General features: G+C 73.8%; 22 protein-coding genes. 5 read left to right on the top strand and 17 right to left on the bottom strand.

Annotated features, from left to right (window positions below; genetic code table 11):
* Window positions 1-2 precede the first annotated feature (2 nt).
* From AC4BGE_RS11255 to pyrE, 3 genes are read right to left on the bottom strand one after another with little or no spacing between them, the layout of a single operon-like run.
* Complete coding sequence (locus AC4BGE_RS11255; protein WP_490570801.1) at window positions 3-713, bottom strand: hypothetical protein; 711 nt, start codon at window positions 711-713, stop codon at window positions 3-5.
* Window positions 710-1,054 (bottom strand): PadR family transcriptional regulator, encoded by a 345-nt coding sequence (locus tag AC4BGE_RS11250; RefSeq protein WP_490575323.1) that lies wholly within the window; start codon window positions 1,052-1,054, stop codon window positions 710-712. Before AC4BGE_RS11250 ends, AC4BGE_RS11255 begins: the two co-directional genes overlap by 4 nt.
* Window positions 1,055-1,107: 53 nt before the next feature.
* Window positions 1,108-1,662: an orotate phosphoribosyltransferase gene (pyrE, locus tag AC4BGE_RS11245; protein WP_490570803.1), complete on the bottom strand. Its 555-nt coding sequence runs from the start codon at window positions 1,660-1,662 to the stop codon at window positions 1,108-1,110.
* Window positions 1,663-1,702: 40 nt separating this feature from the next.
* Here pyrE and AC4BGE_RS11240 point away from each other — a divergent pair, with 40 nt between their 5' ends.
* Complete coding sequence (locus AC4BGE_RS11240) at window positions 1,703-2,914, top strand: pyridoxal phosphate-dependent aminotransferase (RefSeq protein ID WP_490575322.1); 1,212 nt, start codon at window positions 1,703-1,705, stop codon at window positions 2,912-2,914.
* Here AC4BGE_RS11240 and AC4BGE_RS11235 read toward each other — a convergent pair.
* From AC4BGE_RS11235 to clpB, 3 genes are all read right to left on the bottom strand, one after another.
* The gene (locus AC4BGE_RS11235; protein WP_490570805.1) at window positions 2,905-3,045 is read right to left on the bottom strand and encodes a hypothetical protein; all 141 of its coding nucleotides are present in this window, start codon (window positions 3,043-3,045) and stop codon (window positions 2,905-2,907) included. The two genes, AC4BGE_RS11240 and AC4BGE_RS11235, sit on opposite strands and share 10 nt — an antisense overlap.
* 227 nt (window positions 3,046-3,272) lie before the next feature.
* Window positions 3,273-4,349: a hypothetical protein gene (locus AC4BGE_RS11230; RefSeq protein WP_490570806.1), complete on the bottom strand. Its 1,077-nt coding sequence runs from the start codon at window positions 4,347-4,349 to the stop codon at window positions 3,273-3,275.
* A 70-nt stretch (window positions 4,350-4,419) separates the two neighbouring features.
* Entirely contained in the window at window positions 4,420-7,014 is a 2,595-nt protein-coding gene (clpB, locus tag AC4BGE_RS11225; RefSeq protein ID WP_490570807.1) for an ATP-dependent chaperone ClpB, read from the bottom strand.
* A gap of 176 nt (window positions 7,015-7,190) precedes the next feature.
* Here clpB and AC4BGE_RS11220 point away from each other — a divergent pair, with 176 nt between their 5' ends.
* Both AC4BGE_RS11220 and AC4BGE_RS11215 read left to right on the top strand, forming a co-directional pair.
* Entirely contained in the window at window positions 7,191-7,736 is a 546-nt protein-coding gene (locus AC4BGE_RS11220; RefSeq protein WP_490570808.1) for a response regulator, read from the top strand.
* Window positions 7,733-8,512, top strand: a complete 780-nt coding sequence (locus AC4BGE_RS11215) for a pentapeptide repeat-containing protein (RefSeq protein ID WP_490570809.1) — start codon at window positions 7,733-7,735, stop codon at window positions 8,510-8,512. Before AC4BGE_RS11220 ends, AC4BGE_RS11215 begins: the two co-directional genes overlap by 4 nt.
* A gap of 4 nt (window positions 8,513-8,516) precedes the next feature.
* Here the strand turns inward: AC4BGE_RS11215 and AC4BGE_RS11210 are convergent, their stop codons facing one another.
* From AC4BGE_RS11210 to AC4BGE_RS11185, 6 genes are all read right to left on the bottom strand, one after another.
* Window positions 8,517-8,777: a hypothetical protein gene (locus AC4BGE_RS11210; protein WP_490575321.1), complete on the bottom strand. Its 261-nt coding sequence runs from the start codon at window positions 8,775-8,777 to the stop codon at window positions 8,517-8,519.
* Between the two features lie 101 nt (window positions 8,778-8,878).
* Window positions 8,879-9,319 carry a heat shock protein transcriptional repressor HspR gene (locus AC4BGE_RS11205; protein ID WP_490570811.1) on the bottom strand — a complete coding sequence of 147 codons (441 nt, stop codon included), beginning with the start codon at window positions 9,317-9,319 and terminating at the stop codon, window positions 8,879-8,881.
* A 2-nt stretch (window positions 9,320-9,321) separates the two neighbouring features.
* Window positions 9,322-10,476, bottom strand: a complete 1,155-nt coding sequence (gene dnaJ, locus AC4BGE_RS11200; protein WP_490571071.1) for a molecular chaperone DnaJ — start codon at window positions 10,474-10,476, stop codon at window positions 9,322-9,324.
* A gap of 68 nt (window positions 10,477-10,544) precedes the next feature.
* Window positions 10,545-11,222, bottom strand: coding sequence for a nucleotide exchange factor GrpE (grpE, locus tag AC4BGE_RS11195; protein ID WP_490570812.1), 678 nt, complete (start codon window positions 11,220-11,222; stop codon window positions 10,545-10,547).
* Window positions 11,219-13,072: a molecular chaperone DnaK gene (dnaK, locus tag AC4BGE_RS11190; RefSeq protein WP_490570813.1), complete on the bottom strand. Its 1,854-nt coding sequence runs from the start codon at window positions 13,070-13,072 to the stop codon at window positions 11,219-11,221. Before dnaK ends, grpE begins: the two co-directional genes overlap by 4 nt.
* Window positions 13,073-13,253: 181 nt before the next feature.
* On the bottom strand, window positions 13,254-14,954 hold the full coding sequence (locus AC4BGE_RS11185) for an ABC1 kinase family protein (RefSeq protein ID WP_490575320.1): 1,701 nt from the start codon (window positions 14,952-14,954) through the stop codon (window positions 13,254-13,256).
* A gap of 77 nt (window positions 14,955-15,031) precedes the next feature.
* Between AC4BGE_RS11185 and AC4BGE_RS11180 the strand changes: the two genes are divergently transcribed.
* Both AC4BGE_RS11180 and AC4BGE_RS11175 read left to right on the top strand, forming a co-directional pair.
* Window positions 15,032-15,823, top strand: a complete 792-nt coding sequence (locus AC4BGE_RS11180) for a hypothetical protein (RefSeq protein WP_490570815.1) — start codon at window positions 15,032-15,034, stop codon at window positions 15,821-15,823.
* A gap of 24 nt (window positions 15,824-15,847) precedes the next feature.
* The gene (locus tag AC4BGE_RS11175; protein WP_490570816.1) at window positions 15,848-17,077 is read left to right on the top strand and encodes an MFS transporter; all 1,230 of its coding nucleotides are present in this window, start codon (window positions 15,848-15,850) and stop codon (window positions 17,075-17,077) included.
* A gap of 7 nt (window positions 17,078-17,084) precedes the next feature.
* On the opposite strand, the gene AC4BGE_RS11170 is transcribed toward AC4BGE_RS11175, so the two are convergent.
* From AC4BGE_RS11170 to AC4BGE_RS11150, 5 genes are all read right to left on the bottom strand, one after another.
* The gene (locus tag AC4BGE_RS11170) at window positions 17,085-17,672 is read right to left on the bottom strand and encodes a hypothetical protein (RefSeq protein ID WP_490570817.1); all 588 of its coding nucleotides are present in this window, start codon (window positions 17,670-17,672) and stop codon (window positions 17,085-17,087) included.
* A gap of 118 nt (window positions 17,673-17,790) precedes the next feature.
* The gene (locus AC4BGE_RS11165) at window positions 17,791-18,696 is read right to left on the bottom strand and encodes a ferredoxin family protein (protein ID WP_490575319.1); all 906 of its coding nucleotides are present in this window, start codon (window positions 18,694-18,696) and stop codon (window positions 17,791-17,793) included.
* Between the two features lie 20 nt (window positions 18,697-18,716).
* Window positions 18,717-21,686, bottom strand: a complete 2,970-nt coding sequence (locus AC4BGE_RS11160; RefSeq protein ID WP_490570819.1) for a helix-turn-helix transcriptional regulator — start codon at window positions 21,684-21,686, stop codon at window positions 18,717-18,719.
* A 38-nt stretch (window positions 21,687-21,724) separates the two neighbouring features.
* Window positions 21,725-21,871, bottom strand: coding sequence for a hypothetical protein (locus AC4BGE_RS11155; RefSeq protein ID WP_490570820.1), 147 nt, complete (start codon window positions 21,869-21,871; stop codon window positions 21,725-21,727).
* A gap of 152 nt (window positions 21,872-22,023) precedes the next feature.
* Window positions 22,024-23,388: a formimidoylglutamate deiminase gene (locus AC4BGE_RS11150; RefSeq protein ID WP_490575318.1), complete on the bottom strand. Its 1,365-nt coding sequence runs from the start codon at window positions 23,386-23,388 to the stop codon at window positions 22,024-22,026.
* Window positions 23,389-23,393: the final 5 nt, after the last annotated feature.

The raw sequence follows: 23,393 nt of genomic DNA, 5'->3' as shown, positions 1-23,393 counted from the left end.
CCTCAGCCCGTCAGGACGTCCAGCAGCACGAACACCCACGCGGCGACGAAGCTGACCACCTGGGGCAGGGCCATCAGCCACCGGTGGGCACCGCCCCCTGCGGCGTCGTCCTGGAGGGGCTCCACCACCGGGTCCTCCTCGACACGTCCGGTGAGGGCGCGGACCAGCTCGGCCACCAGGATCACCAGGCCGACGGCCGCCAGCGGCCAGGCCGGGACACTGACCAGCTCCCGCTCGCCGAGCGCGAGGATCGAGGCCGTCTGCACACCGAGGAGCAGGAAGGACCCGGCGAAGATCTTCCACGGGGCGGCCCGCATCACCCCCGGCAGCAGCCGGGGGGTGGCCAGCACCAGCACGAGGACGACGAGGACGACCGCGGCGAGCCCGGCGTCGAGGGAGAACTCCTCCCCCCGCCAGGCCTCTCCCCCGGCCAGTGCGAACGCGAGGAAGCCGAGGACGCCGATCACCGCGTGCACGATCGTGCCCGTGAGGAGGGTGCGGTCCTCGGGCGCCGGCTGCAGGCCGAGCTCCTCGGCGTAGGTCCGGGGCGAGCCGAACGCCTCCTCCGCCGGCACCCCGGCGTCGGCGAGGAACTCCCGGGCGCTCGCCACCGCGTCACCGATCCGGTGCCCGTCGACGTCGAGCAGCCGCAGCTCGAGAGTCAGCTCGGCGAGCCAGCGCTGGTGGTCCTTGTGCAGGTCGGCGGTCGTCATGCGGTCCCTCCCGGTCGGCGCAGGTGGTCGCCCACCATGCGGGTGAAGTCGGCCCACTCCTGGCTCTGGCGGCCCAGCTCGGCGGCGCCGGCGGCGGTCAGGGCGAAGTACTTCCGCCCGGGGCCGCCCTCGCCGGCGCGCCACTCGACACTGACCCAGCCGGCGGTCTCGAGGCGGCCGAGGAGGGGGTAGAGGGTCCCTCCCTTGACCGAGCCGAAGCCCGCCTTCTCCAGGGCCCCGGCGACGGCGTAGCCGTAGGTCGGCCCGTCGGCGAGCACGCGCAGCACGCACAGGGCGAGCGTGGCGCGGACCCAGTCACTGGGCCAGGCGTGGGCAGGCATGACTAGATAGTGTCACTAGTTAGTGAGACTGTCTAGTCGCTCCGCAGGAGCCGTCAGCGGGTGACCGCGTCCAGCTGTGCCTTGGTGAGCACCGGCCGCACCTCGAGCCCGACGTCGGCCAGCGGGTTCTCCCCCGCGGGGCTCCGGTCGATGGCACAGATCACGACCTCGACGATCGCGCCGGCGGCGCGCAGCTCGCGCGTCGCGTCACGGACGGCCCCGCCGGTGGTGATCACGTCCTCGATCAGGGTGATCCGGCGCCCCGCCACGTCGGGACCCTCGGCGAGCTTGCAGGTGCCGTACTCCTTGGCCTTCTTGCGCACGAACAGGGCCGGCAGGCCGGTGCGGGCGCTGACCATCGTGGCGATCGGTACGCCGCCGAGCTCGAGGCCGCCGAGCAGCTCGGTGTCCTCGGGGAGCAGCGGCACCATCTGCTCGGCCACCCGGGCGAGCAGGGTGGGCTGGGCCTCGAAGAGGTACTTGTCGAAGTACTCACTCGCCTGCTGTCCCGACCGGAGGGTGAACTCACCGGTCAGCCGGCAGGTCGCATCGATGTCGGCGGCCAGGCCGGGGTCGTGCAGCGCGGGGGTGTGGAGGGCGTCGCTCATGCCCCGATCCTCCCACTGCGCGGGGGCTACCCTCGCAGGCATGCGCGCGCAGGCGAGACGGCTCGACGGCATCCCCCCGACCATCTTCACCCGGATGTCGGCGCTGGCGACCCGCACCGGAGCCCTCAACCTGGGCCAGGGGTTCCCCGACGAGGACGGCCCGGCCTCGGTGGTGGAGGCGGCGCGCCGGGCGCTCGCCGAAGGGCGCAACCAGTACGCCCCCGGGCCCGGAGTCCCCGAGCTGAGGGCCGCGATCGCCCGCCACCAGCAGCGCCACTACGGGCTGGAGCCCGACCCCGACGCCGGCGAGGTGGCGGTCACCACGGGCGCCACCGAGGGGATCGCCGCCGCGCTCCTGGGATTGGTCGACCCGGGCGACGAGGTCGCGGTGCTCGAGCCCTACTACGACTCCTACCTGGCGATGATCCAGATGGCCGGCGGGGTGCGCCGCCCGGTCACCCTGCGGGCTCCCGACTTCCGGCTGGACGCCGCGGCGCTGCGGGCGGCCATCACCCCGCGCACCCGGGTGCTGCTGCTCAACACCCCGCACAACCCGACCGGCACGGTGCTGACCCGCGCGGAGCTGGAGGAGGTGGCCCGGGTCGCGGTCGAGCACGACCTCGTGGTGGTCACCGACGAGGTCTACGAGCACCTGGTCTTCACCGGCCACCAGCACGTCCCGCTGGCCACCCTGCCCGGCATGTGGGAGCGGACCCTGACGCTCTCCAGCGTCGGCAAGAGCTGGTCGTTCACCGGGTGGAAGGTGGGCTGGGCGACCGGCCCGGCCGACCTGGTCGGCGCCCTGGTGGGGGCCAAGCAGTGGCTCACCTTCACCTCCGGCGCCCCGCTGCAGCCGGCGGTGGCCCACGCCCTGGACGCCGAGGCCGGCTGGCCCGCCGAGCTGGCCCGGGCCCTGGAGGGACGCCGCGACCTGCTGGTCGAGGGGCTCACGGCGGCCGGGCTGGCGCCGTTCACTCCCGAGGGCACCTACTTCGCCCTCACCGACATCCGCGCGCTCGGCTGGCCTGACTCGACGGCCTTCTGCGAGGCGCTCCCCCAGGTGGCGGGCGTGGTCGCGATCCCCCTCCAGCCCTTCTACGACGACGTCGAGGCGGGGCGCCACCTGGTGCGCTGGGCCTTCTGCAAGCAGCCCGAGGTCATCAGCGAGGGGGTACGCCGCCTGGCCGCGGCCGACCTGCACTTCGGGGCCCGGCAGCAGACCGGACCGTCGGCGTCCCGGGGTCAGCGGTAGAGCTGGGCGAAGACCCTGTCCCCGGGGCTCGAGGTCAGGGCGTGGACGAGCACGCTCTGGTCGTGCAGGTAGACGTGGGCGGCGTCCAGGTCGTAGCGGGCCGCCCCCGTGGCGAGGTCGAAGGACCCCACGGACGGCTCGGTCGCGTCGCTCGAGAGGGGACTGACGACCTGGGAGCCGCCCAGGTGCAGCCGAACTCGGGGTTGCGGGGCGCCCGGAGCGCGCCGACCGGCTGGAGCCGCTCGGCCTCCAGGGGTTCGGCGACCATCCCGGTGTGGTCCGCCACGGCGGTCGGCGACGCGGTCGTGGCGTCGGGCCCCCCATGGGGTTCCCCCTCGCTGAGACAGCAGTGAGGAGGCTACTGAGGGGGCCGCGGACCTGCGAGCCAGGTCCGGACGTCGGTGCGGCGCAGGATCACCACCACCATCAGGGCGGCGAGCGCCGGCAGGGCCAGCACCGGGTTGGTCAGCGCGGCGATGAAGCAGGCGACCGAGGCACCGATCGAGAGCACCAGCAGGAGCGTGCCGGCCCAGCGCACGCCGCGCACCAGCAGCACGGCGGCGACCACGGCGGCCAGCGACCAGAGCGCGGCCACCGTGCCGAACGCGTAGGTGGTGGTGAGCAGCATGTCCTCGGTGATCCCTTGCTCGAGGAGGTCGGGCTGCTGCCGCTCGACCTCGGCCATCAGCTGGTCGGGCGAGGCGGCCAGCACCGCCACCCCCAGCGCGGTGATGAGGAAGGTGAGCCCGGCGAAGAGCCAGGTCAGCAGGGCGGCGACCAGCACCACGTCGGGGCGCTTGCCGCGCGGCGCCGGCTGACCGGGCGCGCCCGGGGCCTGCTCGGGCAGCCAGCCGGGCCGGTCGCCGAACCCCTGCACGGGGCGGCCCTCGGTCGCCCCGGCCTCACCGCCCGGGACCGAGGGGGCGGAGGGAGTCGGGGGCAGGACGGGCGCCTGAGGGCCGGCCTGGCCCCGGGCGGTCTCCTTGGCGGAGCCGGGCGGGCTCCACTCCTTGCCGTTGAACCAGTCCCGGGCGGGCTGGAGCCAGAGCATCAGCGACGCCGCGGCCACCAGCGAGGACATGAAGCCGCCCGTCACCACGCCGGCCACGAAGAGCGGGCCGGCCAGGACGGTCAGGCCGATCCGGGCGCCGCGGTGGCGGCGCAGCACGTGCCACCCGAGCACGGCGGCGGCGGTGGCGCAGCCGGCGGTGACCATGGCGGCGGCCCGCAGGAAGGTCATCACCGTCTCCGGCGTCCAGCCCAGGGTGTCGCCGGGCGGGTCCGAGAGGAAGGAGTCGATCGCCTCCCGGGTCTCGAGCGAGCGCATCCCGGAGACGATCTCGAACACGCTGCCCACCACCAGCACGGAGCCGACGATGATCATCCAACCGGCGAGGGTGACCTGGGGCGGGCGGGGATGGGTTGGAGAGCTCACGCCGCCATTGCACCATGTCGCCCCCAACCCGATCCCGGGCGCGGTCGACGCCCGCCCCGGCCGGTCCCGCTCAGCGGTGCAGGACCAGCCCGCCGTCACCGACGTCGACCCGGACGACGTCGCCGTCGGTGACCTCGCCGGCGATCAGCATCCGGGCCAGCGGGTCGCCGATCGAGGTCTGGATCAGCCGGCGCAGCGGTCGGGCGCCGTAGGCCGGGTCGAAGCCGGTCTCCGCCAGCCACTTGCGCGCCGGGTCGCTGACCTCGATGGTGATCCGCCGGGCCGCCAGCCGCTGCTCGAGCAGCACCAGCTGGAGGTCGACGATGTGCGCGAGCTCCTCGGGGGTGAGCGCCTCGAAGATGACGATCTCGTCGAGGCGGTTGAGGAACTCGGGCTTGAACGAGGAGCGCACCACCGCCATCACCGAGTCGCGCTTGGCGTCGTGCTCCAGGGTCGGGTCGACCAGGAAGTTGGAGCCCAGGTTGGAGGTCAGGATCAGCAGGGTGTTGCGGAAGTCCACGGTGCGCCCCTGGCCGTCGGTGAGGCGGCCGTCGTCGAGCACCTGGAGCAGGATGTCGAAGACCTCGGGGTGCGCCTTCTCCACCTCGTCGAGCAGCACCACGCTGTAGGGGCGACGCCGCACGGCCTCGGTGAGCTGGCCGCCCTCGTCGTAGCCGACGTAGCCGGGAGGGGCGCCCACCAGCCGGGAGACCGAGTGCTTCTCGGAGTACTCGCTCATGTCGATGCGGATGATCGCCCGCTCGTCGTCGAAGAGGAAGTCGGCCAGGCTCTTGGCCAGCTCGGTCTTGCCGGTGCCGGTGGGCCCGAGGAAGAGGAAGGAGCCGGTGGGCCGGTTGGGGTCGGCGATGCCGGCCCGCGAACGGCGCACCGCGTCGCTGACCGCCTCGACCGCCTCGCGCTGGCCGACCAGCCGCTTGCCGATCTCGGCCTCCATGTCGAGCAGCTTGGCGGTCTCCCCCTGGAGCATCCGGCCGGTGGGGATGCCGGTCCAGGCCTCCACCACCTCGGCCACCTGCTCGGCGCCGACCTGGTCGCCGACCAGGGGCTCCGCGGCCGAGCCCTCGGCGTCGACGGAGTCGGCCAGGGCCCGCTCGAGCTGCGGGATCTGGACGTAGAGGATCTCGGAGGCCTTCCGCAGGTTCTCCTCACCGCCCTCGCGCTGCAGCTTCTCGGCCTGCACGCGCACGCTGTCGAGGCGGCGGCGCAGCTCGCCCTCGCCCTCCAGGGACGACTTCTCCCGCTCCCAGCGGGCCTCGAGGGCGCGCAGCTCCTCCTGGACGTCGGCCAGCTCGGTGCGCAGCGCCGCCAGCCGCTCGAGCGAGGCCTCGTCGGTCTCGCGGGCCAGCGCGAACTCCTCCATCCTCATCCGCTCGGCGCGGCGGCGCAGCTCGTCGATCTCCTCCGGGGAGGACTCGATCTCCATCCGGAGCCGGGAGGCGGCCTCGTCGATCAGGTCGATCGCCTTGTCGGGCAGCTGACGACCGGTGATGTAGCGGTCGCTGAGCGTGGCGGCCGCGACCAGGGCGCCGTCGGTGATCCGGACGCCGTGGTGGGCCTCGTACTTCTCCTGGATGCCACGCAGGATCTGGATGGTGTCCTCGACGCTGGGCTCGCCCACGAAGACCTGCTGGAAGCGGCGCTCCAGGGCGGGGTCCTTCTCGATCCGCTCGCGGTACTCGTCGAGCGTGGTCGCGCCGATCATGTGGAGCTCGCCGCGGGCCAGCATCGGCTTGAGCATGTTGCCGGCGTCCATGCTGGAGTCGCCGCCGGCGCCCGCGCCCACGACGGTGTGCAGCTCGTCGATGAAGGTGATGATCTGGCCGCCGGCGTCCTTGATCTCCTCCAGGACCGCCTTGAGCCGCTCCTCGAACTCGCCGCGGTACTTCGCGCCGGCCACCATGGCGGCCAGGTCGAGGCTGAGCACCCTACGCCCCTTGAGGGAGTCGGGGACGTCGCCGTCGACCACCCGCTGGGCCAGGCCCTCCACCACCGCGGTCTTGCCGACGCCGGGCTCGCCGATCAGCACCGGGTTGTTCTTGGTGCGGCGGCTGAGCACCTGCACCACCCGGCGGATCTCCGCGTCGCGGCCGATGACCGGGTCGAGCCGGCCCTCCGAGGCCGCGGCGGTGAGGTCCACGGAGTACTTCTCCAGCGCCTCGTACGTCGACTCCGCGTCCTGGCTGGTCACCCGGCGGTTCCCGCGGACCGCGGTGATGCTCTCGCGCAGGCCGTCGGCGGTGACGCCGAGGTCGGTGAGCACCTTCTGCGCGGTGGACTCCACCGTGACCAGGCCGATCAGCAGGTGCTCGGTGGCGACGTAGTCGTCCTTGAGCGAGCCGGCGAGGTCGATGGCGGAGGCCAGCACCCGGGTGAGCGCGGCCGAGGCGGCCGGCTGCTGCACCGTGGACCCGGTGGCGCGGGGCAGCGCGCTCTCGGCCTGCTCGGCCGCGGCCAGGGCCACGTCGGGCTCGACGCCGGCCTTGGCGAGCAGGCTGCGGGCGATGCCGTCGCCCTGTCGCAGCAGCGCGACCAGCAGGTGGACCGGCTCGGTCTGGCTGTTGCCGGCGGTGGTGGCGGCGAGCTGGGCGGCCTCGATCGCCTCCCGGCTCCTGGTGGTGAACTTGTCGGCTCCGAACTGGCTCACGGGTGACCTCCTGCTGATCTGCGAAAACGGGTCGACGCGGGTGGGACGTCATACTTCTCAACGCGGGAGAAGTTGAGTCTGTTCCACTCAACTTTGTGTTTTAGCCGGATCATCCTGCGGCGGGGGTGCCCACATGGCACCATGGGTCCGCTGACCCACGACACGTGGAGGAATTGGTGAAGCTGTTTCGAGGCAACTCCGAGGCCGGGCGCGTCCCGGAACCGGCGCCGCCCGCTGAGGAGACCCCTGAGTCCCCCCTCGTCCCCGACAACGACCGGGGCCCCATCCGCGTGGTCATCGTGGACGACGACGAGGAGGTCCGCTTCGTGCTGCGCATCGCCCTCGACTCCTCCGGGTTCGAGGTGGCCGGGGACGCCGGCGACGCCGAGTCCGCGATGGCGATGATCGCGACCGAGAAGCCGGACATCGTGCTGCTCGACCTGCACATGCCCGAGATCGGCGGCCTGGAGATCATCCCGCTCATCGCCGAGGACTCCCCCCTGAGCCGCGTCGTGGTCTGCTCGGCCATCAGCGCCACCTACATGACCGAGGCCGCCCTCAAGGAGGGCGCCTGGGGCTACATCGTCAAGGGCGTGTCGGCCAAGACGATCACCGAGCACCTGCTCCGCGTCTACGAGGCCGGCGCCGTCCGCCCCATCCGCCCCTACCCCCTGGGGCGCGACTTCGAGCACCGCGACCACGGGGTCCGCGTCGGTCGGTGAAGCCGCTGGAGCTCGTCGCCGACTGCAGCCGGTGCACCGGGCTCTGCTGCGTCCTGCTCCCCTTCCGGGCCGCTGACGGCTTCGGGGTCGACAAGCCCGGCGGACCGCCCTGCCACCACCTGGCGGCGGACGACCGCTGCTCGATCCACGCCGTCCTGCGCGAGGAGGGGTGGCCCGGCTGCACGGTCTTCGACTGCTTCGGCGCGGGCCAGCACCTCACCGAGGTGACCTACGCCGGGCGGTCCTGGCGCGACCCCGGCGCCGACCGTTCCGAGATGGCGGCGGTGCTGTCGGTGATGCGGCTGCTGCACGAGGCGGCGAGCCACCTCCTCGAGGCGGAGCGCCGCGCGCCCGCCCCCGAGGTCGCGCAGCTGCTGGCGCGGGTCCTGCCGCTCACCGAGGGCACCCCCGAGGAGCTGTTGGCCCTCGACCTCGACGAGGTGATGACCGAGGTCTCCGCGGCGCTCCGGGCGGCCTCCGGCCGGGTCCGCGACCCCGGTGCGGACCTGGCCCGCGCCGACCTGGCCGGCCAGGACCTGCGGGGCCGCGACCTGCGGGGCGCCGACCTGCACGGCGCGCTCCTCATCGCCGCCGACCTGCGCGGGTGCGACCTCGACGGCGCGGACCTCCTCGGCGCCGACCTGCGGGACGCCGACGTGCGCGGGGCCGCGCTCGCCGGCGCCCTCTTCCTGACCCGCCCGCAGGTGGCCGCGGCGCGCGGGGACCGCAGCACGACGCTGCCGCCGGGCTTCACCGCGCCCGGGCACTGGCGCTGAGCCGTCAGGAGTAGCGGTGGCTCTTGGCCGCGTGGCCCTTCTCGCGGGTGCACGACTTGCCGCCCATGTTGCGGTGACCGCAGAGCTCCTCGGCGGCGGCGTCGGCCGCCGGAGCGTCCGAGGCAGGCTTCGCCCGCGGCGTCTTGGCCGCGGCCGGCGCCGCCGGGGACTTCGCCTTGGGCTTGGCCGGCGCGCTCCCGGCCCTCTTCATCGTCTGCTCGTAGCGGGCCTCGCGCATCGCCCGCAGGTTGTCCATCTTGCTCATCGGCGTCTCACGGGCTAGAGGCTACGGGAACCCACCGACAGTCCGGGACGCGGCGCGCGACCGGCTCGGTGCCCGGCTCGGTGCCCGGCTCGGTGCCCGGCTCAGTGCGGCGTGCGCCGCCACACCACCACGGCCGCCTGCCGCTGGGGCTGGCGCAGCACCGGCAGCCGGTCGGAGCCACGGTCCAGGTGGCCGTCGCGGCTCCGGCCGGTGGCGCGCCGCAGCGCCTCGCGGGTCGCGGCCAGCTCGGCCTCCAACCCTTCGGCGCGCGCCTGCAGGGCCAGCACCTGGTCGTCGAGCTCGAGGATGCGGCGTACGCCCTCCAGCCCGATGCCGGCCCGGCTGAGGTCGGCGATGCGGCGCAGCAGCTCGAGGTCGCGGGAGGAGTAACGGCGCCCGCCGCCACCGGTGCGGCCGGGGGTGATCAGCCCCATCCGCTCATAGCTGCGCAGCGTCTGGGGATGGAGGCCGGTGAGCTCGGCCGCCACGGAGATGACGTAGACGGCCGCCTCGGGGGACGGCGACCCGAATCCGTCCCTCATCCTCAGGCTCCCTCGAACAGGTTCGTCCTCAGCGGCCGGCCGGCCGTCGCGGCCCGGTAGGCCTCGACCGCCTCGCGGGTCGGGCCGTCGACGCTCGCCGGCACGTGCACCTCGACGGTGGCCAGCAGGTCACCGCGAGTGCCGTCGCGCCGGGTGACGCCCTTGCCGCGGACCCGGAAGGTGCGTCCGTTGGGCGTGCCGGCGGGAATCTTGAGCGTGACCGGGGCGCCGCCCAGGGTGGGGATCTTGATCTCCGCGCCCAGCACCGCCTCGTCGAAGGAGACCGGCACCTCGAGGGTGAGATTGTCGCCGGAGCGGCCGAAGACCCGGTGCTTGCCCACCTTGACGGTGACGAAGAGGTCGCCGGCCGGGCCGCCGTTCTCGCCCGGCGCCCCCTTGCCCTTCAGCCGGATGCGCTGGCCGTCCTTGACCCCCGCGGGGATCCGCGCCTGGATGGTGCGCGAGGAGGTACCTCGACCCGACCCGTGGCAGGTCGGGCAGGGCTCGTCGTAGACCAGCTGGCGGCCCCGGCACGCGGGGCACGGCTCGTTCATCGAGAAGGCGCCGCCCACCGAGGAGACCACGAAGCCGGTGCCCTCGCACTCGGGGCAGACGTGGGGCTTGGTGCCCGGCTTGCCGCCGGTGCCCTGACAGGTGGGGCAGGCGGCGTCGGAGGTCAGCCGCAGCGAGATGGTGACCCCGTCGATGGCGTCGGTGAAGCCGATCGTCGCGGTCGTCTCGACGTCGGCGCCCTTGCGGGCCCGGCTCTGCGGCCGGGTGCGGGCGCCACCGAAGAGGTCGCTGAAGACGTCCCCGAAGCCGCCGCCGCCGGCGGGCCCACCCCGGCCGCGGTCGCCGAACAGGTCGTTGAAGTCGAACCCGCCGGCGCCGCCCGGGGCGCCGCCGCCGAAGCCCACGCCGGACCCGTAGAGCGAGCGCATCTCGTCGTACTTCTTGCGCTTCTCCGGGTCCCCGATGACGTCGTAGGCCTCGGCGACGGCCTTGAAGGTGTCCTGCTTGGACTGATCACCGGGGTTGGAGTCCGGGTGGTTCTCGCGGGCGAGCTTGCGGTAGGCCTTCTTGATCGCGGCCTGGTCGGCGGTCTTGTCGACGCCCAGCACCTTGTAGAAGTCCTTGCTCGCCCAGTCGGCTCGCATGCCGTCGTTGCTCACGTGCTCACCCTCCTCCCGTCGTCATCGACTGTGATCAGTGGTGCCGTGCGCCCTCAGGCGTCCGGCTCGGCCGGGCCGTCCTCGACGGAGGCGGCCTCGTCCTGTGGTGCGGTGCCGCCGGCCGGCGGGTCGACGACCAGCACCAGGGCGGCGCGGACGACCCGCTCGCCCATCCGGTAGCCCGCCTTGGCGACGACCTTGACCGAGGTCTCGGTGACCTCCGGGTCCTCGCCGAGGTGGCTGAGCGCCTCGTGCAGGTTGGGGTCGAAGGCCTCGCCGGGCGCCCCGAACCTCACCAGGCCCGACTGCGCCACCGCCCGCTGGAGGTGGTCGGCGACCATGGCGAAGCCCCCCTCGACCTCGCCCGCCTCCCGGGCCCGGTCGATGCCGTCGAGGACCTCGATCACCGGGACCAGCGCCTTGTAGGCGGCGTTCTCCGCGACGAGCTGGCGGTCCCGCTCGACCCGGCGCTTGTAGTTGAGGAACTCCGCCTGCAGGCGCTGGAGGTCGGCGGTCAGGGTGACGACGTCCTCCTTGGCCTTGGCGGCCTCGGCGCCGGCCGCCTCCAGGTCGGAGGCGATCGCCTCGTCCGCCGTGCCCGACTGCTCGGCCTCACCCGGGCCGGACCCACCGGCCGGGGCCGGGGCCCCCTCCTGGGAGGGGGCCCCGGCCTGGGAGCCGTCGGTCTCGGGACGGTCCGGCTGGACGCTCGGGTCGGAGGACTGGGTCACTTGGACTCACCCTCGTCGGTGGCGTCGTCGACGATCTCGGCGTCCACGACGTCCTCGTCGGCCTCACCGGTGGAGCCGTCGCTGCCCCCGGCCGCGGCCTGGTCGGCCTCGGCGGCCGCATACATGGCGGCCCCCATCTTCTGGCTGGACTCACCGAGCTTGGTGACTCCCGCCTGGATGGTGTCGGCGCTCGCGGACTCGTCGGCCAGCGTGGCCTTGAGAGCATCCAGGTCGCCCCGGACCTCGGTCTTGACGTCCTCGGGAAGCTTCTCGTCGTTCTCGGAGAGGAACTTCTCGGTGGTGTAGACGAGGCTGTCGGCCTGGTTGCGGGCGTCGACCGCGGCACGCCGCTGGGCGTCCTCCTCGGCGTACTGCTCGGCCTCCTTGACCATCCGGTCGATCTCGTCCTTGCTGAGCGCCGAGCCACCGGAGATGGTCATCGACTGCTCGCGGCCGGACGCGTGGTCCTTGGCGGAGACGTGGACGATGCCGTTGGCGTCGATGTCGAAGGTGACCTCGATCTTCGGCACCCCACGCGGGGCCGGCGGCAAACCGGTGAGCTCGAAGTTGCCGAGCGGCTGGTTCTGCGCCCACATCTGGCGCTCGCCCTGCGCGACCTTGATCTCCACCGACGGCTGGTTGTCGTCGGCGGTGGTGAAGATCTCCGAGCGCTTGGTCGGGATGGTGGTGTTGCGCTCGATCAGGGTGGTCATCACGCCGCCCTTGGTCTCGATGCCCAGGCTCAGCGGGGTGACGTCGAGGAGCAGCACGTCCTTGACCTCGCCCTTGAGGACGCCGGCCTGCAGGGCCGCACCCAGGGCCACGACCTCGTCGGGGTTGACGCCCTTGTTGGGCTCCTTGCCGCCGAGCAGGTCCTTGACGACCTCGGCCACGGCCGGCATCCGGGTGGAGCCGCCGACGAGGACCACGTGGTCGATGTCCTTGATCGCGACGCCGCCGTCCTTGAGCACCGACTGGAAGGGCTTCTTGGTCCGGTCGAGCAGGTCGGAGGTCATCCGCTGGAACTCGGCGCGGGTCAGCTTCTCCTCGAAGTGGAGCGGGCCGGACTCGCCGTGGGTGATGTAGGGCAGGTGGATCGTGGTCTCGCTGGAGCTCGACAGCTCGATCTTCGCCTTCTCAGCGGCCTCCTGGAGGCGCTGCTTGGCGATCTTGTCGGCGGCCAGGTCGACGCCGTTGTTGTTCTTGAAGCGCTCGACCATCCACTCCACGACGCGGTTGTCCCAGTCGTCACCACCGAGGTGGTTGTCCCCGGAGGTGGCCTTGACCTCGACCACGCCCTCGCCGATCTCCAGCAGCGAGACGTCGAACGTGCCGCCACCGAGGTCGAAGACGAGGATGGTCTGGTCGTCGCCCTTGTCGAGGCCGTAGGCCAGCGCGGCCGCGGTGGGCTCGTTGACGATCCGGGAGACGTTGAGGCCGGCGATCTCGCCCGCCTCCTTGGTGGCCTGGCGCTGGGCGTCGGAGAAGTACGCCGGGACGGTGATCACCGCGTCGGTGACCGGCTCGCCCAGGTAGGCCTCGGCGTCGCGCTTGAGCTTCTGGAGCACGAAGGCGCTGATCTGCTGGGGGGTGAAGGACTTGTCGTCGATCTTGGTGGTCCAGTCGGTGCCCATGTGGCGCTTGACCGAACGGATGGTCCGGTCGACGTTGGTCACCGCCTGGCGCTTGGCGACCTCGCCGACCAGCACCTCGCCGGACTTGGCGAACGCGACGACCGACGGGGTCGTGCGGGCGCCTTCTGCGTTGGCGATGACGGTGGGCTCGCCACCCTCCAGGACGGCGACGACGCTGTTCGTCGTACCGAGGTCGATGCCGACAGCACGTGCCATGTGAGTTACCTCCGTTGTTGCGTTCTCTCCGGGGTCCCCCGGGAAAGTCTGGTGAAGCCATCCTGCGCCACCGACGGCGAGTCTGACAAACTAGTTGAGTCGACTCAACTCAACTTCGCTCACATCACACAACGCAGGAAGGGACCGGGATTGTTCCGGCGCGGAGGAACTTTTTCCACACCTAGGCGCGATCGCCGGGGCGGGACCGCGGCCGGGCCGCGACCTTGCGGTCGGTGGAGACGATCCAGACCGTCAGCGCGACGCCGGCGAGCACCGCCAGGGTGAAGAAGGTGAGCGCCACCCCGGGCACGCCGAAGATCGTCGGCCCCTCGTCGACCCGCATCATCAGCGAGGCGCCGACCAGCATCGCCGCGATCACCAGACCCAGGGTGAGCCGGTTGGCGACCCGCTGGAGCACCGTGTGGAGCCGCTCCTCGTCGATGGCGTCGACGCGGATCACGAACTCGCCGTCGGCGAGGTTGTCCATGATCCGGTTGGCCCGCTTGGGCAGCAGCTTGGTGAACTCCTTGGCCTCGATCGCCGAGGCCATCAGCCCGCCCGCGCTCACCTTCATCCCGCTGGTCAGGAGGCTGCTGACGTTGTCGCGCAGCGCCGCGGCCGGCGAGAAGTCCGGGTCCAGCCGCAGGGTGGAGGCGTCGAGGTTGAGCAGCGCCTTGCCGATCATCGACATCTCCGCCGGCGGGCGCAGCCCGTGCACGCCGGAGACCCGGCTGAGCTCCACCAGGACCGACCCGGCCTGCAGCTCGGGGCCGGCGTTGACCGCCTCGGAGACCAGGTGGGAGACGTCGTTGCGGAAGGCGCCGGCGTCGTAGTCGGAGAGCTGGTGGCCCATCTCGGCCAGCACGGTGGCGGCCTCCTCGCCGTCGCCGTCGGTGATCGCCAGCAGCAGCCGCACCACCTTCTCCTGCAGCTTGGGCGCGACGGTGCTGACCATCCCCAGGTCGAGCAGGGCCAGCCGGTCGTCGTCGGTGAGCAGCAGGTTGCCCGGGTGCGGGTCGGCGTGCAGCACGCCCTCGGAGAGCATCAGCTCGAGGTAGCAGGCGAAGAGCTGCTCGACCACGGGCGTGGTGTCCCGCTCGACCTGGGAGAGCCGGCCCAGGTCGGTCACCTTGCGGCCCTCGATCCGGTCCATGGTGAGCACCCGGCGGGTGCAGTGGGTCGGCACCGGCTGCGGGACGACGAGCAGGTCGTAGCCCGCGGTGAGCTCGCCGAAGCGGACCAGGTTGCGCGCCTCGCGTCGGTAGTCCAGCTCGCCGGCGAGGGTCTTGCGGAACTCGGTGACGAGCTTCTCGAAGCCGTAGCGGCGCCCCACGTCGGTCCGCTTGTCGGCGAGGTGGGCCAGGCTGGTGAGCGTCTCCATGTCGCCGCGGATCGCGTCCCGGGCCTCGGGTCGCTGGACCTTGACCACCACCTCGCGGCCGTTGCGCAGGGTGGCCGCGTGGACCTGGCCGAGCGAGGCCGCGGCCAGCGGCTCGGGGTCGAAGCTGCCGTAGAGGTCCTCCAGCGTCCCGCCGAGCTCCCCCTCGACGATCTCGCGCACCTCCTCGAAGGCGAAGGGCGCGACGTCGTCCTGGAGCCGGGCGAGCGCCTGCGTGTAGGCGGCCGGGAGCAGGTCGAACCGGGTGGAGAGGAGCTGCCCGAGCTTGATGTAGGTCGGCCCCATCGCCTCCAGGTCGCGGGCGAAGGCCTCCGCCCGGGCGTCGTCCCCGCCGGCGAGCGGCTCGTCGTCGACGCTGAACTCGTCGAGCTCCATGCCGCGCAGCAGGTCGGAGCGGCCGTGACGGTAGGCCAGCCGGGCCAGCCGCGCGTAGCGCCGGGCCGGGGAGGGAGGCGTGGTCGCGGTCCGCGGGGAGCTGCTCATGGGCTCAGAGAATGCCACTAAACACCGACTGCCCCGGTTCCCATCCGCCCAGCGGCGCGGCTCGGTACGGTGGCCGGATGGTGGCACGGCTCGGTGGGCGGCCCGCCGCCCTGGCGGGGCTGGTGCTCGTGCTGCTGGCGGGACTCGCCGTGGCGGGCGCCGTCCTGGTCACCCGCGACGGCCGCGCCGACCGGCCCGGCGGACGCGAGGCCACACCGGCCGCCGAGCTCCCGCCCGACCTGCCCGTGGTGGCGCGGTTCGACCTCGACGAGGCGCCGGGGGCGCGCGTCTTCCGCGACCGGGTCGGCGGTCTGACCGGGCGGGTGGGCCCCGACGTCACCACCACCGGCCGCCACCACCTCTTCGGATGGGTCCAGCCGCACTCGGGGGTCTTCCCCGGCCACACCGACCTGGTGCCGGCGGGACGCCGGCTGCACCGGCTGCTCAACCCCGGCTCGGCGTCGTTCTCCTTCACCATCCGCTACCAGACCCGGCACCGGTTCGGGAACATCATGCAGAAGGGCCAGGGCGAGGCCGAGGGCGGCTACTGGAAGCTGGAGAACCCCGAGCGGGCACCGCGCTGCATGTTCCGCGGGGCAGACGGGCGGACCCGCACCGGCTACCTCGACGGCTTCGACGAGGGCGCCCGCCTCTCCCCCGGCTGGCACACCCTGACCTGCGTCCGCACCCCGGAGTGGGTGCAGATGTGGGTGGACGGGGTGGCCCAGCCGCGCGCGTACGGCGCCACCGGGGTGATCCGCAACGACCGGCCGCTCTCCCTCGGCGGCAAGTCGGCCTGCGACGCCCGCCGGATCACCTGCGACTACTTCTCCGGCCGGATCGACTGGATCGAGTTCCGCAAGGGCTGACTCCGGGTGAGGCAGACTTCCCCGGTGCCCTCCGACCAGCCGCCGTTCCGCCTGCGGGACGTCGCCCTCACCGCCTACGGCCCGACGATCGTCAACTCGATCGGCCACGGCGCCGTGCTGCCGGTGCTGGCCCTGCGGGCGCGCGAGCTCGGGGCGGACGTGCCCACGGCCGCACTGGTGGTCGCCCTGGTCGGCCTGGGCAGCCTGGCCACCGCCCTGCCCGTCGGCGCGCTGATCGCCCGGATCGGCGAGCGCCGGGCCCTGGTGCTGTCCGGGTTGCTGGACGCCGCGGCGATGGTCGCCGCGGCGCTGGCCACCTCCTGGCCGGCGCTGGCGGTCGCGGTCACGGTCAGCGGGATGGCCTGGACCACCTTCCTGGTGGCCCGCCAGGGCTACCTGATCGACGTGGTGCCGCAGTCCTACCGCGCCCGGGCCATGTCGGGGCTCGGCGGCAGCCACCGGATCGGGCTGCTCGTCGGCCCACTGCTCGGCGCCGGGCTCATCCACCTGACCGACCTGCGGGCCGTCTTCGTGCTCGCCGCGGTCGCGTCGCTGGCGAGCGCGGCGATGGCCCGGCTGATGCCCGACCTCGGCGGCGAGGAACGGGCCCGCGCCAAGGAGACCGGTCACCTCTCCGTGCTCGGCGTCGTCCGCCGACACCGCCGGGTGCTGGCCACCCTGGGCGTGGCGGTGGTGGTGATCAGCGCCAGCCGGGCGCTGCGCACCGCACTGCTGCCGCTCTGGGCCGAGCACGTCGGGATGAGCGCCAGCACCACCTCGCTGGTCTTCGCCGTCGCGGCGGCGGTCGACGTCGCGTTCTTCCTCCCCGGCGGTTGGCTGATGGACACCCGGGGCCGGACGGCGGTGGCGGTCCCGGTGGTCGGCGCGGTGGCGCTGGCCTGCTTCCTGCTGCCGCTGGCCACCAGCACCTGGTCGGTCGCGGCCGTGATGGTGCTGATCGCGGTCGGCAACGGACTCGGCTCGGGGATCAACATGACCCTCGGCGCGGACGCCGCGCCCACCGCCGGCCGCTCGCAGTTCCTCGGCGCGTGGCGCCTGTGCGGCGACCTCGGGGTCAGCGGCGGCCCGTTGCTGGTCGGGGCGGCCGCCGCGCTGCTGCCGCTGGCCGGCGTGAGCCTGGCGCTCGGGGCGCTGATGAGCGTGGGCACCGTCTGGGTCGGCTACTGGACCGCCCGGGTCGACGCCCGGCGCCGGGCCGACGCCGCCGACGCCGCCGGCGGGGCACGACCCTGAGGCCGGGTCAGCCGACCTGGACGACGACCTCGTTGGACTCCAGCCCGGTCTCGGAGTCGACGACGCGGAACTTGTTCTCCCCGGTCTGGCCGGTCATCACGTAGGTGCCGAAGCTCTCGCCCTCGACCGAGACGGTGACGGGGAAGTTGCTCCACGCGCCGTCCTCGAAGCGCTGCACCTGGAGGATCGACCCGCCGCCCTGCACGTAGGTGCCGGACAGGTCGATCTGCTGCATCGCCCCGACGGCGCTCTGGCTGGCGGTGAGGGTGATCGCCTTCTCCGGGGCCGCGGTCTCCGACGCGGTCTCGGAGGACTCCGGGGCCGCGGTCACCGAACCCGTGGGGACCGGGCCGTTGGGGTCGAGGGTGATCTGCGGGCCGCTCGGGCTGGCCGTCTCGGAGAACTGCGGCAGCGTCAGCGTCTCGCCCGCGGTGGCCCCGACCTTCGTCTGGCCCTCACCGCCGTCCAGGCCGAGCATCTTGGTGCCGACCAGCACCATCACACCGGCCAGCACGCCCACGACCAGCGCGACACCGGCCAGGGCGAGCAGGCCCGTGAGCACGGGGCGCTCCTCGGACTCGGGACGGTCGCTCACCTGGTGCTCCTGATCGATCGGGCGGGTCTGTGCCGCTCTGGCCGGTCTGGCCGGTCTGTGCTCTGCGGGCCCGTGTCGGCGACCCGCGGGTCATTGTTCCATCCCGACGCGAAGGCGGTCACCTGCTCGGACCAGATGGCGCCCGCCCGGCCGCCACCACCTCGTGAACGGAGGCCGGCTTGGCCTTCAGATCGGCGCAGCTGAGCCGGCGCGGCTCGCCCCGCCGGGTGACCACGCCCACCTGCCAGGGCTCGCCGTCGGCCAGCAGCCGGACCACCCCGTCGCGCTCCCCCACGACCACCACGTCGCCCAGCTCGTCGTGGCCGGTCTCCTCGACCACGTGCAGCTGCGCCACCTGGGCCGCCGGGCTGAGCCCCACCCGGCCGCGCGAGAAGCCGACCGGGTGCCGGCCGGCCCCGAGCTCCTCGACCGCCAGGACCGCCGACTCCGGGTCGAGGCGGCCCAGGGTGATCGCGCTGGGGAGGGCCAGCAGGGTGGCGGAGAACCTGTGGCCGCCCAGGTGGGTGGTCTCCCAGGTCTCCTCCGGCCAACGGGCGGCCAGGGCTGCGGTCACGGGGCGGCCGCGCTCGGCGCAGCACAGGTCGCGGCGGCCGTTGGTGCAGACCAGCAGCAGCTCCCCGTCGTACGGCGTGAGCCCGGGGCTGCGCCCCTGCGCGAGGGCCGCCAGGTCGAGGCCCAGCACCTCGGCGGCGTCGGCCAGCACGGTCGTCTCGATGCTCACCCGCTCCGGCTCCACCACGACGGTGAAGACCCGCACCCCGGGCCCCGAGATCCCGCCGTGGCGGCGGATCAGCTGGACCCGCACCCCGCGCAGGCCGTCGAGCCCGGCGCGCACCTCCTCGGGCAGGCGACTCTGGGCGAGCGCCTTGGAGCCCCAGGACCCGGCGTGCTCCAGGAGGAGGAAGGCCCGCTCGGTCGGCGCGGTGCCGGCCAGCGGCTCGCCGTCGCGACGGCTGGCGGTGGTGCAGCGGAAGGTCGGGTCGGGGGCCGGGGAGGGTGGCACCCGGCCGATTCTGCCGGACCTCAGGTGAGCAGCCCGCGGCGGCGGGCCACGGCGACGGCCTCGGTCCGCGAGGCGGCGCCCAGCTTGCCGAGGATGTTGGAGACGTGGACGCTGACCGTCTTGGTGGCGATGAAGAGCTGCTTGCCGATCTCGCCGTTGCTGCGCCCCTCGGCGACCAGCGCGAGGATCTCGCGCTCCCTCGGGGTGAGGGCGGCGCCGGCCCGGCCCGGGGCCCGGGCGCCCTGCGGGGCGGCACCGAGCGCGTGGAGCGCGGCGAGCAGCGGTGGGGCCTCCAGCACCGCGGCCGCCTCACGCACCTGGTCGGCCACCTCCCGGGCAGCCTCCAGGTCGCCCTCGTGGCGCAGCACCTCCACCAGCCGCAGCCGCGCGCGGGCCAGCTCGTGGACATGGCCGAACGCCGCGAGCTCGGTCTCGGCGCGGCGCCAGGCGGCCAGCAGGTCGGCGCAGCGGACCGGCTCGCTCCCGGGCGGGTCCACCTGCGCGAGCCAGCGCCAGCGCAGGTGCTCGGCCTCCAGCCGGACCGCCCAGGCCCGGGTCTCCGGCCCGTAGGTGAGGTCCTCGTCGTGCAGGTAGCCGACCACCTGGCGCCCGTCGTCGAGGAGCCGGTCGGCGGCGGCCCGGTGCTCCTCACGCTCGGCCGCGGACTGCCGGGACGCGGCGGTGCCCAGCACGCCGAGCGTCTGCGCGGCGAGCCGCAGCCGGGCCTGGAAGAGCTCGCGCCACAGCCGGCCGAGGTTGGCCACGACCTGGCCGTAGGTGGCCAGGGCGGCCGCGGCGTCGCCGGCCTGCTCGGCCAACTCCAGCTCCGCACCGGCCGCGTGCAGCGCGACCAGCCCGTCCTGGCCCCAGAAGTCGCGCAGCTCGGCCAGCCGCTCGGCCGTGCCGGAGAGCCCCCGGGCGGCGCCCACTCCCGCCCCGAAGGTGTCGAGGGTCGCGGCGATCAGCGGCGAGGGGGCCTGCCGGGACTGCGCCGCCGCCTCCAGGACCTCCGCCCAGCGGCCCCGCACGTAGCGCGCGGCGGTGGCCATCACCAGCGCGTCGAAGGAGTACGGAGCCCAGCGCAGGCCCACCTCACGCCCGAGCGCGAGACCCGCGTCGAAGAGCTCCACCGCCTCCTCGAGCTCGCCGCGGTCCTGGTGCAGCCGCCCGAGCGTGTAGTGACCGCGCATCTCGGCCTTGACCGCGCCGCTGGCCCGGGCCTGGGCGATGACCTCGCCCATCGCCTCGACCACGTCGTCGCCGAGGTGCTCCTGGCGCAGGCCGGCCAGGGTGGTCAGGATGTCGGCGCTGAGCCTCGGCAGGTCGAGACGCTGGGTCATCGCCAGGGCGGCGGTGCCGACCTCGCGGGCCTCGTCCTCGAAGCGGTGGCCGGAGAGGATACGGGCGTAGATCGCGTGGGTGCGCACCTGCTGGGCCTCGGTGCCGTCGGCGACGAGCGCCATCGCCTGGCGGATCATCCCGAGCTCGTCGTCGTTCTCCTCGAACTGGTAGACGTTGATCGCCAGCTGGGCGAGGATCCGGCCCTTGTCCACGGCGCCGACGCCGTCGGGCAGGTCGGCCAGCGTGGAGCGGAGCAGCGCCTGGGCACGCTGGGCGTGGCCGGCGCCGGTGAGGGCGTCGCTGGCCCGGAGCACCAGGTCGGCGTGGTTGATCCCGACCTCCTGCTCCAGCGCGGCCACCAGCGCCGGGTCGGCGGCCAGCTCGAGCGCCTGCAGGTAGTGCTGGGCCGCCTCGTCGGGGCCTCCCACCTGCATGGCGGCCGCTCCCGCCTCGACGCTGGCGCGCAGCGCGGTCGGGAGGTCCTGGCCGAGGCGGGCGTGCCGGGCCAGCTCCGCGGAGGTCCCGGGAGTCTGCCCCTGCTGGAGGACCCGGGCGTACGCGGCGTGCCGGCGCACCCGCTCACCGGGGAGCAGGTCGTCGTAGACCGCCTCGGCCAGCAGCGCGTGGCGGAAGGAGTAGGTGTCGTCGCGCTCCGCCTCGAGCACGTGGCGCTCGACGGCCGTGCGCAGCGCCTCCTCCAGCGCCCGCTGGTCGAGCCCCGAGACCGCGGCGAGCAGCTCGTGCCCCACCCGGCGGCCGGCGACCGCGGCGGTGCGCACCACCTCCTGGGTGTCGGCGTCGAGCCGGTCGAGCCGGACCAGCAGCAGGTCGGCGAGGTCGGCCGGCACACCTCCGGTGGCCCAGGTCGCCCCCACCAGCTCCTCCACGAAGAAGGCGTTGCCCTCCGCCCGGTCGACGATGTCGTCGACGTCGGTCGCGGTGATCGGGTCGGGGTGCAGGGCGTGCACCAGCGAGCGCACCGCACCGGCGTCCAGCGGCTCCAGCACCATCCGGTCGACCCGCAGCCGCGACCACTCCGCCACCTGCCGGCGCAGCGGGTGGCGGCGGTGCAGGTCGTCGACCCGGTAGGAGACGACGACGGCGACCCGGCCGGTGAAGGTCCGCGCGAAGAGGAAGCTGAGCAGGTCCCGGGTGGACTGGTCGGCCCAGTGCGCGTCCTCGACGACCACCAGCAGCGGCTGGCTCTGCGCAGCCCGGTCCAGCAGGAGGTGCATCGCCTCGTAGAGGTCGCCCCGCTCGAGCGAGCCGTCGGCTCCCGTGTCGCCGCCCGCACGCACCCGGCGGCCGGGTTGGAGCCGGCGCAGCACGGGCCGGTCGCTCGTCGTCGCCTCGACGACGGCCGGGGCCTCGGCGGAGAGCCGGCCCAGGATCTCGGAGAAGGGGAGATAGGGCAGCGCCGAGTCGGAGAGGTCGAGGCAGTGCCCGGCCACCACCTGCCAGCCCGCCCCCACGGCCCGGTCGCGCAGCTCGGTCAGCAGCCTGGTCTTGCCCACGCCGGCGTCGCCGCCGAGCAGGAGCGCGGTCGTGGGAGAGGCGGGGGGCGTGGCCGGTGCGGCGATGCCGAGCCGGGCGCAGAGCTCTCCCAGCTCGGCCTCGCGTCCGACCATCTCGACGCTTCGATGAGGCACGTCGTCCATCATGGCGTGCCGCGCCGACACGCGCTGGCTCAGCGCATGTCCTCGGAGCCGCGCAGCGGCCCCTGCCAGCGGCGGAGGCGGCGAGACCCCTTCCTGCGACCCTGGCCGAAGGTGCGGCGCGCCCGCTCGGTGCGGTAGGCGACCTCGCTCTGGATGAAGTAGTCGTTGGTCTGCATGACGGGTTCCCTTCCTCGTGGTGACGAGGACGAATCTCCGCTCCTGAGGTAGGGCGTCACATCGGGCTGGTGCCCTAACCGCGGCGGCCGCCCCTGCCCCCCGCGCTGCGCCCGCTACCTCAGAGCTGCCTCACGGCTACCTCAGCGCTGCCTCAGGCGAGCAGGCGGCGGACCACCGCGTCGAGCTCGTGGCCCACCTCGGCGACCTCCCGCGCGACGACCCAGCCGTCGACGACCACGTGGGTGACGTCGGCCGCCGCGGCGGCGAAGACGACGGTGGCTGCGTCCGCACCGGTGCCCGCGGTCCGGACGCTGCGGCTGTCGAGGGTGACCAGGTCGGCCCGGCGACCCACCGCGATCTCACCCGCGTCGTCCCAGCCCAGGGCGGCGTGGCCCCCCACCGCGGCGGCCACCAGCTCCTCGGCCCGCCAGTGGCCCCGCCGCTGGGTGGCGAGCCGCTCGTGCAGCTCCACCGCCCGCATCTCCTCGAAGAGGTCGACCACCGCCTGGCTCCCGGAGCCCAGGGTGACCGGGGAGCCGGCCTCGAGGATGCGGCGGGCCGGCCCCACCCCGTCGGCCAGGTCTCGCTCGGTGGTCGGGCACAGCGACACGGAGGTGCCGGTGACGCCGAGCAGGCCGACGTCCCAGGTGTCCACGTGGGTGGCGTGCACGGCGGTGGTGCGGGTGCCCAGCACCCCGGCCTCGTGCAGCAGCCGCGTCGGGGAGACGCCGTACGCCGCCCGGCAGGCCTCGTTCTCCGCCGCCCGCGCCGAGAGGTGGACGTGGAGCGGCCGGCCTGCCGCCGCCTCCGCGACCAGACGCAGCTGGTCGCGCGGGACCGCCCGCACGGAGTGGATCGCCGCACCGACCCGTGCGTGGTCGAGCCCGGAGAGGGACTTCGCCTGCGCCTCCATCCGCAGTGCCCAGCGGTCGGCGTCACCGTCGCTGCAACGGAGCCGGGCCCCCTGCACCGGCTCGCCGAAGTCGCCGGCGAGGTAGCAGGAGTCGAGCAGGGTGATCCGGATGCCGGCCTCGCGGGCCGCCTCCACCAGCGCCGTCCCCATCACGTTGGGGTCCTCGTAGGGCCCGCCTCCGGGCTGGTGGTGCAGGTGGTGGAACTCCCCCACCGCGGTGATCCCGGCCGCCGCCATCTCCCGGTAGACCCCCCGTGCCAGCTCGAACATCGAGTCGGGGTCCAGCCGCTCGGCGACGTCGTGCACCTGCGCGCGCCACCCGGGAAGTCCGCCCCCGCGGTGCGTGCGGCCGCGCAGCGCCCGGTGGAAGGCGTGGCTGTGGGTGTTGGCCAGGCCGGGCAGGGTCAGCCCGGCGCGCGGGGTGGGGTCCGTCTCCCCGGCCGACTCCGAGGAGCCCGGGGAGACCTCCACCCGTGAGAAGCGGCCGCCCGTCACCTCCACCAGCACGTCGTCCTGGAACCGGCCACCGACCCAGGCCCGCTCCAGCAGGTAGGAGGTGTCGGGGCCGGGTGCCGGCGTCGGCCACGTCTCCTCGAAGGTCACAAGCC

The sequence above is a fragment of the Nocardioides sp. Z50_6 genome (assembly GCF_058215755.1).
This window is presented reverse-complemented; position numbering and strand designations above follow the sequence as displayed.

What these genes read in the sequence shown, in the direction of transcription:
- AC4BGE_RS11255 (WP_490570801.1), bottom strand. Translation starts at nt 713, where the DNA reads ATGACGACCGCCGACCTGCACAAGGACCACCAGCGCTGGCTCGCCGAG.
- AC4BGE_RS11250 (WP_490575323.1), bottom strand. Translation starts at nt 1,054, where the DNA reads ATGCCTGCCCACGCCTGGCCCAGTGACTGGGTCCGCGCCACGCTCGCC.
- pyrE (WP_490570803.1), bottom strand. Translation starts at nt 1,662, where the DNA reads ATGAGCGACGCCCTCCACACCCCCGCGCTGCACGACCCCGGCCTGGCC.
- AC4BGE_RS11240 (WP_490575322.1), top strand. Translation starts at nt 1,703, where the DNA reads ATGCGCGCGCAGGCGAGACGGCTCGACGGCATCCCCCCGACCATCTTC.
- AC4BGE_RS11210 (WP_490575321.1), bottom strand. Translation starts at nt 8,777, where the DNA reads ATGAGCAAGATGGACAACCTGCGGGCGATGCGCGAGGCCCGCTACGAG.
- AC4BGE_RS11205 (WP_490570811.1), bottom strand. Translation starts at nt 9,319, where the DNA reads ATGAGGGACGGATTCGGGTCGCCGTCCCCCGAGGCGGCCGTCTACGTC.
- dnaJ (WP_490571071.1), bottom strand. Translation starts at nt 10,476, where the DNA reads ATGCGAGCCGACTGGGCGAGCAAGGACTTCTACAAGGTGCTGGGCGTC.
- dnaK (WP_490570813.1), bottom strand. Translation starts at nt 13,072, where the DNA reads ATGGCACGTGCTGTCGGCATCGACCTCGGTACGACGAACAGCGTCGTC.
- AC4BGE_RS11185 (WP_490575320.1), bottom strand. Translation starts at nt 14,954, where the DNA reads ATGAGCAGCTCCCCGCGGACCGCGACCACGCCTCCCTCCCCGGCCCGG.
- AC4BGE_RS11180 (WP_490570815.1), top strand. Translation starts at nt 15,032, where the DNA reads ATGGTGGCACGGCTCGGTGGGCGGCCCGCCGCCCTGGCGGGGCTGGTG.
- AC4BGE_RS11155 (WP_490570820.1), bottom strand. Translation starts at nt 21,871, where the DNA reads ATGCAGACCAACGACTACTTCATCCAGAGCGAGGTCGCCTACCGCACC.